The organism is Teredinibacter purpureus (genome assembly GCF_014217335.1).
Lineage (GTDB): Bacteria > Pseudomonadota > Gammaproteobacteria > Pseudomonadales > Cellvibrionaceae > Teredinibacter > Teredinibacter purpureus.
In genome coordinates this window covers 741,888-757,113 of the sequence record NZ_CP060092.1, presented here as the reverse complement: position 1 = coordinate 757,113, position 15,226 = coordinate 741,888, and the positions used below count along the sequence as shown (strand labels likewise).

The following is a 15,226-nucleotide window of genomic DNA, read 5'->3' as shown; positions in this document are numbered from 1 at the left end:
GAGCCCCTTTTGGGGCTCAGTTTCGTTAACGGGTACAATACGTTAGAATGCGCGCTCTCCTGAGGGGTGACTGTGGTTTTATAGCGATAGTCTGAGATGGGATCTTCCCAAACCCTATGAACCTGATCCGGTTAGTACCGGCGTAGGAATAGGAATCTCGCGTAGGCGAGCGTTCACTTCGGCCAACTATTGGCTTGTATACCATTCCCTGCCAAAGCACTACTCCGGCTCTCCTATTTTTGTCTATAGAAGGCCTGATATGTTCTCCAAGTTCCAACCATTAGCCACCCTTTCTTCCTTGCTCGTGCTGTCCCTCAGTGGTGTAGCGCTGGGTCAAAACACCGAAGAGGTTGTAGAAGAGGTGTTGATCACCGGTGAAATCCGGTCGACCCGTCCGCTAGAGCTTGCTAACAGCGTTTCGGTAATTGATGAAACCGTTATTAAAGCGCGTAATGCGAAAAATCTAGAAGATTTGTTAAATATCGCACCAAACGTCAACTACTCCACAGGTGCCTCTCGCGGCCGCTATATTCAGATTCGGGGTATTGGCGAGCGCAGCCAATTTGTTGCACCCATTAATCCATCGGTAGGCGTTATTGTTGACGGGATAGATTTTACCGGTTTGGCAACAGGTGTAACCGCGTTGGATACCGCTCAAGTTGAAGTTTTTCGAGGCCCACAGGGAACACTCTACGGCGCCAATGCACTTGCTGGCATGATCAATGTCGTGGGTAACCGCCCAGAAGAGACCACCGCAGGGGCAATAGCGGCCGGCGCTGGCAGTCATGGAACATTTGATGTGAGTGGCATGTTTACCACGCCCTTGAGCGAAAACGCTGGGTGGAGAGTGGCAGTCCAAAAAAATGTCAGTAATGGCTATATTCAAAATGATTTCTTAAACCGGGACGACACCAACAACCTCGACGAGTTAAGCCTACGTAATCATCTTAGTTTCCAGGTGTTAGAAACGTTGAGCGTAGATCTGACGAGTTACTATATCGATGTCGACAATGGCTATGATGCGTTTAGTTTGGACAACAACCGTACAACCTTCTCAGACGAACCGGGCCATGACCGCCAAACTACCGTTGCCCATGCCCTTAGCGCAGGCTACGAAGGTTTAAGCTTTGCCGACGTGAATGCGGTAGTGAGTTATGCTTCTTCAGACGTTGAGTATGGCTACGATGAAGATTGGGCCAACCTCAACCTGTGTACCGATTTTCCAACGTGTATCTATGGTTCTTATTCTTCTGCCGATAACTATGAGCGTGACAACAGTAATCGCTCGGTTGATGTACGCTTTGTATCAAAAGCCACGCAAGGGCCGTTGAAATGGGCCGTGGGTGTCTATGATAGAAATCAGCAAGTGGATTTATTGCGTACTTATTTCGGAGACTACTCGAGCCGATACACTACAGACAGCACCGCAATCTACGGACAGGTCGACTATCAGTTATCCGACGTGTTGACGCTTATCGGTGGATTACGCAACGAAGTTTTCGATGCGAACTTTAACGATAGCGAAGCCGTAGCGTTTAAACCAAGCGATAATTTTTGGGGTGGGAAGCTCGCACTTGAAGCAAAAGTTGCTGAATCTACATTAGTGTATGGATTAGTGTCACGTGGTTACAAAGCGGGCGGCTTTAACGCCGATCCACTGTTGGACGATGATTTGCGTCTATTTGAGCCCGAATCTATGGTGAACTACGAAGTAGGTGTGAAAGGCAACTGGTTAGATAACACGCTAACGGCTCAGCTCGCAGGTTTCTACCAAGAGCGTACCGATATTCAAGCGAAGCAATCGAGGGCCTATCCTATTGAAGGCGAAGCCTATGTAGACTTTGTAGAGTATCTCTCGAATGCTGAAGCTGGGTCGAATGCAGGTCTCGAAGCTGAGGTGAACTGGCGTGCGAACGAATCTTTGACGATATTCAGCACCGTTGGGCTATTGAATACGAATTATGACGGCTTTGAAAACCGCAGCCACGTTGACAGGAATGAAGAGACTGGTGATGGATATGATATGAGCCAGCGAGATCAGGCTCATGCGCCTAACTATCAATATTTCGTTGCTGCACAATATGATTTCTCATTGCCCATTAATGTTCGTGTCGAACTTGAAGGTAAAGACAGCTTCTATTTTTCTGAAAGCCACAATGAGAAAAGTGAACCGTATAACCTGCTGAATATTCGCCTGACATATGATCGTGACGCGGTGTCCGTATCGTTGTGGGGCAAAAACTTGACAGATGAAACCATTGAAACGCGGGGTTTCTATTTTAGCCATGCCGGTGGCAACGACCCGCGCAAAGGTTATGCGCCTGAACCTTATACGCAAAAAGGTGCTCCATTAACTTATGGTGTAAGCGCAAGCTATCGCTTCTAGCCTGTACAAGGGGCCGCTTCTAACAACAGAGGCGGCCAATTAAAGTCAGCTAAAAGGTACCAAAATGAAATTAAGCGTAGAACTTACCCTCTATCCTCTCCAAAATGATTACCTTCCTATCATTGTCGAAACCATCGAAAAACTGAATACATACGAAGGTGTTGATGTTAACACCGTACCCACGGCAACCATTCTCGCGGGTGAATACAGCGCGGTTATGTTCGCTATCAATGATGTAATTGCGTGGAGTTTTAACCGCTATGGGAAATGCGTTTTTGTCGCGAAATTCTTGCCGGGCTATGAGGCGCTATAAATGTTAGAGCTTTTTCAGCAAGGCTTCAGCGGCTTAATGCAACAATCGGGATGGGAATTGATCGCCGTAGCATTAGCAATTGCCTATTTAGTACTTGTGATACGTGAGAGCCGTTGGTGCTGGCCGTGTGCTTTCTTTAGCACTGCAATTTTTAGTTGGGTCTTTTTTGATGTGTCGCTGGTAATGGAATCGCTACTAAATGTTTATTATATGGTTATGGCGGTGTATGGTTACTGGTGTTGGCAAAAACACAATGGGGCGGCTAAAGAGAAGCAAGCAAACTTGTCGATAAGTTTCTTGTCATTTTCACAACATCTTTACGCGATAACATTAATTGCCGTATTAACGTTGGTTAGCGGCTATTTTTTGAGCGAACATACGCAGGCTGCGTGGCCCTATCTCGATTCATTTACAACTTGGGGTGCTGTTGTTACCACGTACATGGTTGCACGCAAAATTTTTGAAAACTGGCTATACTGGCTCGTCATTGATTCCGTTGCTTTGTATCTATATTGGGATCGAGAGCTTTATGCCACCGCATTATTAATGATGCTGTATTTAGTGTTAGTTGTGGTGGGAATTTATACTTGGTCTCGACAAATACGAAGACCGCCGATAGATGAGAGTGCGCTAGCATGACGCAAATGGCAGTAGTAATGCAGACACGCGTGAATGCAGCGTTGAACACCTGGCAATCCTGGCCATTGAATCTAAGGCAAGCCCCTCGTTTAGTTAAAGTGTTAGATAGTGGTGGCACTAATCGTAGCTATCTCATTGAAGCAAAACACGATAAATATAGCCCAGAACATCGCGCATCGTTTAGCCCGAATCAACGCCGTTTATTTTGTTTGCGCGTTAACACTGAACAATCCCAAGCGCTAGGAATCAATCGCAATCGCGAGCTGGATATTCTCCACGTTTTGCAATCGTCAAACCTTGTTCCCAAGCTTCTTCATTTTGATAGGGCGTTAGATTTCTCGTTGTTTGAATATGCAGAAGGTAGAACTTGGTCACGTCATGACCTTACACGTTTAAGCCAGCGAGAACGGCTTTTTTCGGCAATAGAACAGTTTCAACGTGTCTCGGTTAATATCTCGCGTTTTAATTATTTGGCGCATATTAACGGTTATATCGAAGAGCTCGATAAGCGCCAAACTTCACTTTCAGAGGCGAAGCGCTCAGAGCTTAATCATTATTTAACCGAGCTGGATGATTTTATGCGTACCAGCTGGCAGCCGGTGCTGTGCCACCATGACCTCATCCCAGAAAATATTATTGAGACGGACAACGGCCTAGTGTTGCTCGACTGGGAATACGCTGGCTTGGGTCATCCAGAATTCGATCGTCGCTATGTGAAGCAATGTTTAGCGGGTGGGTTGGAGTGGTCCGTTGAAGGTCTTCATAAAGGCGATACAGTAGACAAATTAATTTATTGGTTGGTGGTACTGTGGCAGGCACTTAATTAGCATACCGGCCTAGCTGAAGCCGGTACGAAAATTAAATTACAGTGGCCACCGAAACTGGGTTACATTTGTGATTGCAGGTAATTTTGTAGGCCAATTCTATCAATTAAGCCAAGTTGCTGTTCTAGCCAATAAGCGTGGTCACGCTCGGTATCATCTAAGAGTATTTCTAATATTTCGCGTGTAACGTAATCTTTTTCAGTTTCGCATAATTTAATGGCGTTTTTTAATCCGTTCGCTACCGCATACTCCACGTTCAAATCACTTTGCAGCATTGAAGGTACATCACTTCCAATGCTTAAGCCGTCCCGTGTCACCATATCGGGCACACCTTCTAAAAACAAAATACGCTCAATTAACTTTTTAGCGTGCCCTTTTTCATCTTCAAATTCATGAGCGATACGTTCATGTAATTTCGTAAGGCCCCAGTCTGCATACATTTCGGAATGAACAAAATATTGATCCATTGCGGCCAATTCGAAGGCGAGTAGACCGTTGAGCGTACTGATGATGGTTGTGTTGCCTTTCATGCTATTCGCCTTCTGATAATTGTGATTGCAGATAATTCTGAATACCGGTCGTACTCACAAGATGTTGTTGTGTTTCTATCCAGTCTAAATACGTTTCTTCGCTTTCTAATAATTCATCGAGCATCGAGCGACTAACGTAATCTTGCTCTTGTTCACAGGTGGCAATGGCCGCCTTTAATTGCGCGATAGCGTGTTGTTGAAAACTTAAATCGCAGCCAAGCATCTCTTCTGTATGCTCACCTATTTGCAGAGGGTTTAATTTTTGTAAATTGGGCAAACCGTCAAGCATTAAAATACGTTCGATCAATTCGTCGGCTTGCTTCATGTCTTTTATCGACTTTTTGAAGCTCACGTGATTGAGATTCTCGAAACCCCAGTTCTTGTACATACGAGCGTGTAAAAAGTAATGATTAATGGAAGTAAGTTCGGTTGCCAACACGTCGTTTAGCGTACTAATAATGAGTGGGCTTGATTGCATGCGCAGTGCCTCCGGTGTAGGTGAAAGGCTCGTGATTGGATGCCCCTCTTCCTTATGCTGTTTTAAGATTGCATAAGTGTAATCGATAATGGGAAAAAAGAAAAATATCTTTAATTTTCAATAAGATAGCAATGAGAACGATTGTGATTAGCTTACTTAATTTGAACTCGATCAATTATGCTTACTTGGAATGACAGCGTGCTTTTTCGGTAGCTTAAAGCCTATGTAGATGCGTGATGAGAGAAAATCTGTAAAGCGAAAGAGTGTTAGTGCGCAAAGCGTATCGAAATGATGCTCTCGACGATGGGGGTTTTATGGCGGGCGTACTGTGAAGGGCCAGAAAAAAAGCGAGAAACCCTAGTCGGTTCTCGCTATCAAGGCCTTGCTTTACTTGGGGGTAGTCAATAACAAAACTAAACGCCTAGAACGCAAGCTTCGCGGAAAACTGAAGACGGTTCATGCTGCCGTCTGCACCGGATTCCAGCTCTCGGTTGGCCAAAGCGACTTCACCGCCAAAGGATAGATTCTTGACGGGGCTATAAAAAAGATTTACCCGTAGGCTATCGGTAGCATGGGTAACGCCTGTGCCTGTAAGGCGTGTGTCGTTGTCAATGGAGATAGCCGAATAAGTGATATTACTGCGCCATTGGGCGTTCCATGGGTGCCGGTAGGCGAGATAATAAGCCGTTGAATCTATCGCGGTTAAGTCACCATTGGATTCCATCACCGCACCGTTAGCAACATTAAGCCCTATATAGCGCCCCATGCCGGAACCGGTATTAAAACCAAAACGAATATCATCATCACCGATGGCGTATTTGCCCGAAAAGCTAAAGCCGAGAGAGCTGGCGTTGCTGTCATCGGCCCCATTGTTGTATGACAATTGGCGCATGAGGGCGGCTGCGGTGATTGAAAGGCCGTCTGCGCTATAGTTATACCGCGCAACAACATCCGGTAAAGGGTTCTGATCGGTTACAATGCGTGTTCCGCCGCCATTAGGCGTCACTGTTGTTTCGGGGTTTTCGACTGAAAACTGAAAATTGCCACTGGTATAGCGGATTTGGGGTTGTCGAACAAAAATCCCAAAATCAGTATTGCCAATAAAGTCGACCGTTTCTGGAAGCGCGCCTACATTCTGAAAGGTTGACCATGTTTGGCCAAACAACCATTTGTCGTAGGTTAGAAAGGCATGCCGTAATCGTGGCGTATAGGAGTTGGACACGCGCTCGTTACCGTTTGGCGTTGCTTGAAAATCCATTTCGATAAATGTTTTTAACGTGTGGCCATCGAGTTTGGTGGTGGTGCCAATATTAAAACGCGTTTGTTTTGTATGAAAATCTAATGTGCTATTTGCACTGTTTCCGCCTACAGGCGTGAGTGATGGCACATAAAAATCTCGGCCCAAATTACCAGCACCAAGTGAGCCATCGCTGTAACTGCTGGCGATAGCATCCAATTTTATATAGCCACCGATTTTAATCGTGGTGTTATCAATGGTCGCTAATTCGAGTGCTTGCGCTAAAGACGATGAGAATAAGGACGCAGCGGCAATACTTGCAGCCAAAGCGGTTTTATTGATGGCTTTCATTGATGAACTCTCCGTTATAATTTGAGAGAGAGAGTCGATCTATTTTGTTAACGGAACAATTAGCCATTAGTCTATGTTCTACCAAAGTCGAAAAGTTGCTGATTGACACGCCACAATCCGTGAGGGGTTCTTAGCCCAAGGTCTAATTGCAGAAAAGTTTGATAAGGCTTAAATTTTCTAACAGGAAAACTGCACCGGATGTGCTTAGGAGAATAATAAATAAATGTATCATTTTCATGTGGCTGATGATCACCCACTTTTTCGTAATGCTATTCTCGGGGTTATACAACGACACTACCCTGATGCAGCGGTGAGTCAATCGGTTAATTTAGACAGCACGATTCAAGAGCTGGAAAAAAATGACGATATTGATTTGTTGCTCCTCGATTTGCACATGCCGGGTAGTACCGATTTATTTGGTTTAATAATGGTGCGTGAAAAATTTCCGAGCATACCTGTGTCAATAATTTCTGCCGTTGAAGAAGTGGGCACCATTAGCCGGGCTATGGGGCATGGCGCGAGTGGTTATATTCCCAAATCCTGTTCGCCGCAAATGATTCAACAAGCAATACAAGCCATTATGGCGGGCGATCGCTGGGTGCCTGAAGAATTTAAAGGTAGTCTCTCGCCGGTTGATGTAGAAGAAAAAGATTTAGCCGCTAAAATTGCTACGCTTACTCCCCAGCAATATCGCGTGTTGGCGTATATGCGCGAAGGTTGGTTGAATAAACAAATAGGGTTTGAAATGGGGGTTACAGAAGCGACCGTAAAAGCCCACATTACCGCAATTTTTCGCAAGCTAGGCATTTCTAATCGAACGCAGGCGGTTATTATGATGAAAAATTTCTAGATGCTATGGGCATGCGCAACATAAGCGTATAACCTTTTTACGAACGAAAAGAAAAAATAGATCTAAACATTCGATCGAATGGATTGAATCCTTTAATGAATTGCCTTTTTAGTCATCCTTAAAAAATCTCTCTACGTAAACCCAATCACATTCACATGGTTACACGTACTTAATACGTAGAGAGAGGAAGAAGACTATGGTCACTCCATTTAAATCCTTAGCGGTATTCACACTCACTATCGGCTTGGCTGCCTGTGGAGGAGACGATAACGGTTCTCCTAGTTCAACTCCCACGGCGGTTCCAACCCCCACTCCTGAAGCTACCACCATTGTTGATGTTGCCGTTGAGAACGGTGGTTTTACGACTCTGGTCGCGGCACTCCAGGCAACACAATTAGATGTTGTACTGGATGACCCGAATGGAACGTTTACGGTATTTGCGCCCACAGATGCAGCTTTCGCATTGCTCGGCGAGGACACCATTAATAGCTTGCTTGCAGACACCGAAACCTTATCCGATATTTTGTTATATCACGTCATTAGCGGAGCAGCAGTAGACGCGACCGCGGCGGTTGCCAGCGCAGGGATGACGGTTGAAATGGCCAACACCGATAGTGTGGGTTTGTCGTTAAGCGGCGAATCACTACTGATCAATACAGCGACGGTAATTCTGACCGACATTGAAGCCGATAACGGCGTTATTCACGTGATTGATGCGGTGCTATTACCGCCGGCAGACAATACAGAGCCGAGTTCCAATATCGTCGAAACGGCAATAGCGGCGGGCAGCTTTACCACGTTGGTTACTGCGTTACAGGCTGCGGGTCTAGACGGCACGTTGGCTGATGAGTCCACCAGCTTTACCGTATTCGCGCCCACAGATGCCGCGTTTGACGTGTTAGGTACCGATAACATTGCGGCCTTATTGGGTGACCCCGATGCACTAGAAGCTGTATTGTTACAGCATGTGGTTGCCGGCGCAGCAGTGAACTCCATAGCGGCTTATGCGGCCAACGGCACCGCGGTAGAAACGGCGAGCGGCGCGACTATAGCGGTAGCGATTACAGGTGGAGCGCTTATGGTCGGTGGTGCGCACGTTACTATGGCCGATATCTACACGAGCAACGGCATTATTCACGTTATAGACGCCGTCATAATCGGTGACGTTCCATTACCTTAAACAGCGCTTATAGCCCAAAAAAACCCGCTCTTAGTTAGCGGGTTTTTTTGTTTGATGATTAAGGTCGTAGAAGCGTTGTGAGCGGTTGTTGTGAGCGGGGATGGCTACAGTTTTTGTCGATAGCGTTCGAGCAGTGCGCGAAGTTTATTGGGTTTAATGGGTTTGCGTAAAAAATCGTAACCCGAGGTTTCTACTCCTCGCGCCAGCATATCGTCGGGCGCCGCTGACACAATACATACCGGAATGGGGCCCCACACATTGCGTAGTGCGTTGGCTAATGCTATACCGTCCATGCCCTTCCCTAGCTGGTAATCCATAAGCATTACATCTGGCGCAGGGTTTTCTTGTGCGTAAACAATAGCTGCCGTGGTGCTAATGGCACTACGCATAGCACAACCCCAATTGTCCATTAGTGTACTGAGTGCATGAATATTATTGTCGTCATCGTCCACGTAAAAAATGGACAGGCCTTCTAAGCCCGAGGTAATACCCTGAGTATAGAATACCGGTGAAACCGTCATGTCGCGCGCGCGCAGAGGTACAGAAACAGAAAATAAACTGCCATGCTTGGGTGTGGACTCAACATAAAGCGAATGTTTTAGCAGTAGTGCAAAGCGTTGCGCTATGCCAAGCCCTAATCCCGCGCCCTCTATTTGAGAATCGACCCGGTAAAAATCATCGAAAATACGTTGGCGATGGGCTTCGGAAATACCCGGCCCATTATCGTAAATACACACCTCTATAGTATCGCCTCGCCGTTTGCACCCGAGTAGTATTTTACCCGATGCGGTATATTTGACGGCGTTAGATAAAAAATTCTGCAAAATTCGACGCAAATATTTCGGGTCGGATTCTGTCCATAAATGGGTGCTCAGCCACCTAAATGTTACACCGTCACGTACTTGCACACGAAATTCGTTGGCCAATGGTTCTATTATTTCGCGCAGAGCAAAGATGCGGGTTTGAGGCTTTAATGCACCTTTGTCTAATCGAGAAATCTCGAGCAAATTAGAAATAATAAATTCAGCAGAGCCAATAGCGTTATGAATATGCTGAAGGTTTTCCATAAGCGCGTTATCTTGCCCTGGCCGTTCAAGTAGCGCACTGGCATAGAGATTGGCGGCGTTCAGTGGTTGTAAAATATCGTGGCTAGCAATGGCAAGAAACTGTGTTTTGTTCGCACTTGCCGATTCAGCTGCGAATTTTGCGTCTATTAACTCCGCCTCTGTTTGTTCTCGCTTGAGTATTTCATCGCGCAGTGATTGATTTATTTTTTCAATTTGCTCAGTACGTTCTTGTACGCGATGCTCAAGATTTAAGTTGGCTTTTTCAAGTTCATTTTGCGCATCGATAAATTCGCTAATGTCGTCGTAGGTCGTCACGTAGCCACCTTTTGGCAGCGGGCGACCTTTAATTTCAATAACTCCTTGGTTGTGATTGCGCACCACGCGGTAGGGGTTGCCGGCGAGTAAATGTCGAAGCCGGGTTTGTACGTGTTGCTCCACGGAACCTGAGCCTAACATGCCGCGTGCAGCGTTTAAACGAACAAGGTCGGCGACGGGTCGACCTACCGTTAACATGCCCTCGGGGTAGTTAAACATTTGTTCGTAGCGGCGGTTCCACGCCACCATTTTTAAATCTGCATTTACAACGCTGATGGCCGACGAAATACTTTCGAACGAAGCGAAGAGCATGTTTTGGTTAAACTGCAGAGTGCGGGTTGTCTCCTCAAAAATATTCACTACATCGGCAACACCTAAGCTATCGCCACTGCTTAAACTTACCAACATTGCACGAGTAGAGGCCACGCCGATAACGCCCGCGAGCGCTTGTTCCGCATTGGCGAGTAATTCTGCACTTACCGTTAGGTTTTCTTCTTCGTGCTCGCTCTCGAGTAGGCGCCTTCCGGCCGATTCGCCTAAAAATTGATAGAGCAACGCCGTAAGATCTTCGCGATTAATATGCAAGTTTTGTACGGCAGAATCTTGTTTAACTTTTTCTCTATGAATAAATGCGCCTGCCTGAATGCGGTCGGCAAGGCGAATGCGGTCGAGGCGTGAACCCCATATGAGTGCGGCAATATTGGACAGTAGGCTAAGCACTACGCCTTGCGTATAAGGGTCTTCAAAATGAATGCCGAACAGCGCTTGTGGCCGTAAAAAATCGAGGCCGAATAACCCTTCAGTTATAATATACGCAGAAATGAAATCCGCGTTCGCCAGCAGTGGCAGCATTAGCGTATAAAACCAAATAGTGGTGCCGGTAATTAATCCTGCAAATACGCCAATGGCGTTGCTGCGCTGCCAGTACAAGCCAAAAATCATCGCGGGGGCAAGTTGTACGACCAAGGCAAAGGCTATCAAGCCTATTTCGGTAAGTGCTGCATTTTCAGCCAAGCTGTGTTGGTAGAGCCATGCTAAGCCAATAATCGCCGCTACCGTTATGCGACGCGTACTTTTGAGCGAGCGGGAATAGTCGTTTACAGGGCCGCGTTTTCGTTGTGCTTTTATTAGCAGCGGCAAAATAACATCGTTGCTTAACATTTGGCTTAGGCTGAGAGTTGCGACAATAATCATGGCCGTTGCGGCAGAAAATCCGCCGATAAACCCCAGTAACCCTAACGCTTTATTGTTGTGCAAAAAGGGCAACGCCAGAACATAAGTGTCGCTGTTAACGTTCGTATTGGCGAGGAGTTGATTGCCCACCCAAGCAATGGCGAACACGGCAGCAGCGATAGCAATCATATAGAGCGTAACGCCTTTTCGTGCAAAGCGCAGATGGCGATCACTTAAGCATTCTACAAAGGTCACCTGAAACATACGGGGCAAGCAGAGAATAGAGCAGGCTGATACGAGTGTAAGAACCCAAAATGATGGCGTAAATGTCGATTCAGTAAATACGACGTTCGCGTCGTTGTTGATTTGTGATGGATCAAAACCATCGGACAACACTAACGAAAACACCGCAATAGCACACAGAGCGATCAACTTAACAACGGACTCGAAGGCAATAGCCACCATAATACCCGCATGATAACTGGACACATCCAAACGATTAGCCCCGAATACCAGCGTAAATAACACCATGCTAGCGGCCGCAATTAGCGTGATGTCTTCGCTGGCGAAAGCGGTGGTATTCACGCTAACGATAATTGCATCTGTCACGGCCTTTAGCTGTAGCGCTATATAGGGCACGGTTGCAACCAAGACGAGCAAGGTAACCACAACCGCCACGGATTGGCGTTTGCCGTAACGTGAAGATAAAAAATCAGCAATTGAGTGGATGTGTTCTTGTCGGCAAATACTCGCAATACGCTGTAATAAAGGAAAGCCGAAGGTGAATAATAAAATCGGCCCCAGCAGTATGGGAAGGTAATACCAGCCACGCGAGGCTGCGGTGCCCACTAGCCCGTAAAAAGTCCACGATGTACAGTAAACGCCAATTGCAAGGGTGTACACCAAAGGGTGTCGAAACCAACCTGTGTGGCTGAATCGGCGCCTATCGGCGAGGCGGGCCACCCAAAATAAGATGGCGAGATAGCTCGCTAGCGCAATAAGTAAAATAATGGGTGACACGGTTTAGGTCCTGTAGGGCGAAAGGTAAGTCTACTTTGCATACACTACCTCATGCCACTGCCCAAAATAAAATTAGACTAAAGTAGGGCTGCGACTGTTTATAACTCCTGTTACTCTCTCGCTGGGACAATATTCTCGGAGAACGACATGGCAGATAATAATACAGAAATGAGAAAAGCCTATTGGCAAGCCAACCTTAAATTGATGGTTATCTTGTTAGTAATATGGTTCACAATTTCCTACCTGGCAGGCATTGTTTTTGTCGACCAGCTCAATGCAATACGTCTCGGCGGCTACAAGCTGGGGTTTTGGTTTGCTCAACAAGGGTCAATGTATGGTTTTGTAGCCATCGTTTTCTTCTATTCACACCGCATGGCGGCACTTGACCGTAAATACGGCGTAAACGACTAAGGAGAGAACCATGGAATTACAAACACTAACCTTTATCATCGTAGGTATAACCTTCGCTGTTTATATAGGAATCGCCTTCTGGGCTCGAGCGGGTACTACGAGTGAATTCTACGTTGCCGGTGGCGGTATTCACCCGGTGGCCAACGGCATGGCGACTGCCGCCGATTGGATGTCTGCAGCCTCCTTTATTTCGATGGCAGGCCTTATTGCCTTTTTCGGCTACGGCGGTAGCGTATTTTTAATGGGCTGGACCGGCGGTTATGTACTGCTTGCGATGCTTTTAGCGCCCTATTTACGCAAATATGGCAAATTTACCGTACCCGAATTTATTGGCGATCGCTTTTACTCGAAAGCTGCGCGTATTGTTGCGGTAGTGTGTCTGATTGTTGCGTCGGTAACCTACGTAATTGGTCAAATGAAAGGCGTTGGCGTTGCATTTTCGCGTTTCCTAGAGGTGAGTTACGACGTTGGTCTATTAGTGGGTATGACGATTGTATTTATCTACGCCGTTATGGGCGGTATGAAAGGCATTACCTATACGCAAATAGCACAGTATTGCGTTTTGATCTTCGCCTACACCATTCCGGCTATTTTCATTTCGTTACAGCTAACCGGTAACCCCATTCCACAAATTGGCTTAGGCAGTACGCTATTGGGCACCGATACTTTCTTGCTCGACAGGCTTGACCAAGTGGTGACGGAGCTGGGCTTTGCTGAATACACCACCTCCAAACGGCTGAGCGGTTTGAATACGTTCGTCTATACCCTATCGCTTATGATCGGTACGGCGGGCTTGCCTCATGTGATTATCCGCTTTTTCACCGTGTCTAAAGTGAGTGATGCACGTAAATCTGCGGGCTGGGCTTTAGTGTTTATTACCATCCTCTATACTACTGCTCCCGCTGTTGCGGCAATGGCGCGTCTTAACCTGCATCAGACTATTGAACCTGCTCAAGGTCAAAATTTGATGTACGAAGAGCGGCCAGCATGGTTTAAGAATTGGGAAAAAACCGGCTTACTCGCGTTCGAAGATAAAAACGGTGATGGCCGAATTTCATATACCGCAGACAAAGCCACGAACGAAATGGTGAAAGTCGATCGCGATATTATGGTGTTGGCGAATCCTGAAATTGCACGCTTACCGAATTGGGTGATTGCGTTAGTGGCGGCCGGTGGTTTGGCGGCGGCACTTTCTACAGCGGCTGGCCTGCTGTTGGCAATTGCGTCAGCGATATCACACGATTTATTGAAAGGCGTATTTCGGCCTGACATTAATGAGAAGCAAGAGCTTCTCGCCAGCCGAATCGCAATGGCCGGTGCTATTGGTGTAGCGGGTTACCTTGGCTTTAATCCACCCGATTTCGCTGCTGGAACGGTGGCACTAGCCTTTGGGCTTGCGGCGTCGTCTATATTTCCAGCGCTTATGATGGGTATCTTTAGTAAGCGCATTAATAAGGAAGGGGCGATTAGCGGCATGATTGCGGGTATAACCGTTACGTTGCTGTATGTATTCCAGCATAAAGGCGTAATGTTTATTGCGAGTACTTCGTTCTTGGGCGATATGCCAGCGAATTGGTTCTTCGGTATTGAGCCAAATGCTTTTGGCGCAGTCGGCGCATTGGTTAACTTTATTATTGCTTTTGCTGTTTCACGGGTAACCGCTGAGCCGCCTGAGCATATTCAGCATCTCGTTGAGGATATTCGAATCCCTGCGGGTGCCGGAGAAGTGACCGGGCATTGATTCTACGGTTTACACTTAAGTGAGTACCTAAAAACACAGGGAGCATTTGTTCTCTGTGTTTTTTCGGTTTTGAGAGAGGTGTTTTCGTAGCATAATAAAGTGAGGAATCGTTTTTGGCTGATGGAAACGCTTGGAAAGGTCCAAACGCCGTGATGCAATATCCGTTCAACGTACAATAAAATGCAAAAAGAGAATTCGCATGCTAAAACATTTCACTAACAAGCATATGATTATTGCGATGCTTATAGCACCGATTTTAGCGGTAATAGCGTATTTAGCTGTCGATAATCATGTTTCAGAAAAACCTCAAGCGGCAACGTCGGGCAGTACGTATAAGTTGGCTGCAAAATCTAATTGCCGTTACCAAAGCGGTGCGTGTACCTTAAAAAATGTCGACCTTGAAATTACGCTTACGGCTGAGCGGGCGAGTGCAAGCGTGATTAATCTTAGCTTGGACAGTAGCCGCCCGTTGACGAGCGCGCACATTGCCGAATTCGACGGGCAAACCGAAATTCAGCCACAACCAATGGCAACCGTTAATGATAGTACGGCCTGGCATGCCAATATTACGGTAGCAGACCCTGCGATTAGCCAGCTTAGGCTAGTCGTGCATATTGACGATGTCTATTTTTATGCGGAAGTACCCGCACTATTTGTGGACTATAAAACTAGTTTTTCACGCGAAAATTTTGCTAACGAATAATAATTAAA

General features: G+C 46.5%; 13 protein-coding genes and 1 riboswitch. Of the genes, 9 read left to right on the top strand and 4 right to left on the bottom strand.

Features of this window, described 5'->3' with window-relative positions; all coding sequences use genetic code 11:
* The first annotated feature begins 52 nt into the window (after positions 1–52).
* Positions 53–166: riboswitch (TPP riboswitch) on the top strand.
* A gap of 93 nt (positions 167–259) precedes the next feature.
* The 4 genes from H5647_RS03110 (at position 260) to H5647_RS03095 (ending at position 4,165) form a co-directional block, all read left to right on the top strand.
* Complete coding sequence (locus H5647_RS03110; protein WP_052691838.1) at positions 260–2,386, top strand: TonB-dependent receptor; 2,127 nt, start codon at positions 260–262, stop codon at positions 2,384–2,386.
* A gap of 64 nt (positions 2,387–2,450) precedes the next feature.
* Positions 2,451–2,699, top strand: a complete 249-nt coding sequence (locus H5647_RS03105) for a YkoF family thiamine/hydroxymethylpyrimidine-binding protein (RefSeq protein WP_045856236.1) — start codon at positions 2,451–2,453, stop codon at positions 2,697–2,699.
* The gene (gene pnuC / locus H5647_RS03100) at positions 2,700–3,338 is read left to right on the top strand and encodes a nicotinamide riboside transporter PnuC (RefSeq protein WP_045856234.1); all 639 of its coding nucleotides are present in this window, start codon (positions 2,700–2,702) and stop codon (positions 3,336–3,338) included. It abuts the gene before it with no gap.
* Complete coding sequence (locus H5647_RS03095) at positions 3,335–4,165, top strand: phosphotransferase (protein WP_045856232.1); 831 nt, start codon at positions 3,335–3,337, stop codon at positions 4,163–4,165. Before pnuC ends, H5647_RS03095 begins: the two co-directional genes overlap by 4 nt.
* A 59-nt stretch (positions 4,166–4,224) precedes the next feature.
* Here the strand turns inward: H5647_RS03095 and bfr (H5647_RS03090) are convergent, their stop codons facing one another.
* The 3 genes from bfr (H5647_RS03090) to H5647_RS03080 all read right to left on the bottom strand — a co-directional run bounded on the left by bfr (H5647_RS03090) (position 4,225) and on the right by H5647_RS03080 (position 6,758).
* Positions 4,225–4,692, bottom strand: a complete 468-nt coding sequence (gene bfr, locus H5647_RS03090; protein WP_045856231.1) for a bacterioferritin — start codon at positions 4,690–4,692, stop codon at positions 4,225–4,227.
* Between the two features lies 1 nt (position 4,693).
* Positions 4,694–5,170 carry a bacterioferritin gene (gene bfr / locus H5647_RS03085; protein WP_045856229.1) on the bottom strand — a complete coding sequence of 159 codons (477 nt, stop codon included), beginning with the start codon at positions 5,168–5,170 and terminating at the stop codon, positions 4,694–4,696.
* A 421-nt stretch (positions 5,171–5,591) separates the two neighbouring features.
* Positions 5,592–6,758 (bottom strand): DcaP family trimeric outer membrane transporter, encoded by a 1,167-nt coding sequence (locus H5647_RS03080; protein ID WP_045856228.1) that lies wholly within the window; start codon positions 6,756–6,758, stop codon positions 5,592–5,594.
* Positions 6,759–6,981: 223 nt separating this feature from the next.
* Here H5647_RS03080 and H5647_RS03075 point away from each other — a divergent pair, with 223 nt between their 5' ends.
* Positions 6,982–7,608 (top strand): LuxR C-terminal-related transcriptional regulator, encoded by a 627-nt coding sequence (locus tag H5647_RS03075; protein ID WP_045856227.1) that lies wholly within the window; start codon positions 6,982–6,984, stop codon positions 7,606–7,608.
* Between the two features lie 196 nt (positions 7,609–7,804).
* The gene (locus tag H5647_RS03070; protein WP_052691837.1) at positions 7,805–8,788 is read left to right on the top strand and encodes a fasciclin domain-containing protein; all 984 of its coding nucleotides are present in this window, start codon (positions 7,805–7,807) and stop codon (positions 8,786–8,788) included.
* 104 nt (positions 8,789–8,892) lie between these two features.
* Here H5647_RS03070 and H5647_RS03065 read toward each other — a convergent pair whose 3' ends face one another.
* The gene (locus H5647_RS03065) at positions 8,893–12,363 is read right to left on the bottom strand and encodes a hybrid sensor histidine kinase/response regulator (protein WP_045856225.1); all 3,471 of its coding nucleotides are present in this window, start codon (positions 12,361–12,363) and stop codon (positions 8,893–8,895) included.
* A 147-nt stretch (positions 12,364–12,510) separates the two neighbouring features.
* Here H5647_RS03065 and H5647_RS03060 point away from each other — a divergent pair, with 147 nt between their 5' ends.
* The 3 genes from H5647_RS03060 to H5647_RS03050 all read left to right on the top strand — a co-directional run bounded on the left by H5647_RS03060 (position 12,511) and on the right by H5647_RS03050 (position 15,218).
* Complete coding sequence (locus H5647_RS03060) at positions 12,511–12,774, top strand: DUF4212 domain-containing protein (protein ID WP_045856224.1); 264 nt, start codon at positions 12,511–12,513, stop codon at positions 12,772–12,774.
* A gap of 10 nt (positions 12,775–12,784) precedes the next feature.
* Positions 12,785–14,515: a sodium:solute symporter family protein gene (locus tag H5647_RS03055; protein ID WP_045856223.1), complete on the top strand. Its 1,731-nt coding sequence runs from the start codon at positions 12,785–12,787 to the stop codon at positions 14,513–14,515.
* 199 nt (positions 14,516–14,714) lie between these two features.
* Positions 14,715–15,218, top strand: coding sequence for a hypothetical protein (locus tag H5647_RS03050; protein ID WP_045856221.1), 504 nt, complete (start codon positions 14,715–14,717; stop codon positions 15,216–15,218).
* The last annotated feature ends 8 nt before the right edge of the window (positions 15,219–15,226 follow it).

Bases quoted from the DNA above. Each gene is read 5' to 3' on its own strand.
- bfr (WP_045856231.1), bottom strand. From the start codon at position 4,692: ATGAAAGGCAACACAACCATCATCAGTACGCTCAACGGTCTACTCGCC.
- H5647_RS03080 (WP_045856228.1), bottom strand. From the start codon at position 6,758: ATGAAAGCCATCAATAAAACCGCTTTGGCTGCAAGTATTGCCGCTGCG.
- H5647_RS03105 (WP_045856236.1), top strand. From the start codon at position 2,451: ATGAAATTAAGCGTAGAACTTACCCTCTATCCTCTCCAAAATGATTAC.
- bfr (WP_045856229.1), bottom strand. From the start codon at position 5,170: ATGCAATCAAGCCCACTCATTATTAGTACGCTAAACGACGTGTTGGCA.
- pnuC (WP_045856234.1), top strand. From the start codon at position 2,700: ATGTTAGAGCTTTTTCAGCAAGGCTTCAGCGGCTTAATGCAACAATCG.
- H5647_RS03060 (WP_045856224.1), top strand. From the start codon at position 12,511: ATGGCAGATAATAATACAGAAATGAGAAAAGCCTATTGGCAAGCCAAC.
- H5647_RS03050 (WP_045856221.1), top strand. From the start codon at position 14,715: ATGCTAAAACATTTCACTAACAAGCATATGATTATTGCGATGCTTATA.
- H5647_RS03070 (WP_052691837.1), top strand. From the start codon at position 7,805: ATGGTCACTCCATTTAAATCCTTAGCGGTATTCACACTCACTATCGGC.
- H5647_RS03110 (WP_052691838.1), top strand. From the start codon at position 260: ATGTTCTCCAAGTTCCAACCATTAGCCACCCTTTCTTCCTTGCTCGTG.
- H5647_RS03075 (WP_045856227.1), top strand. From the start codon at position 6,982: ATGTATCATTTTCATGTGGCTGATGATCACCCACTTTTTCGTAATGCT.
- H5647_RS03095 (WP_045856232.1), top strand. From the start codon at position 3,335: ATGACGCAAATGGCAGTAGTAATGCAGACACGCGTGAATGCAGCGTTG.
- H5647_RS03055 (WP_045856223.1), top strand. From the start codon at position 12,785: ATGGAATTACAAACACTAACCTTTATCATCGTAGGTATAACCTTCGCT.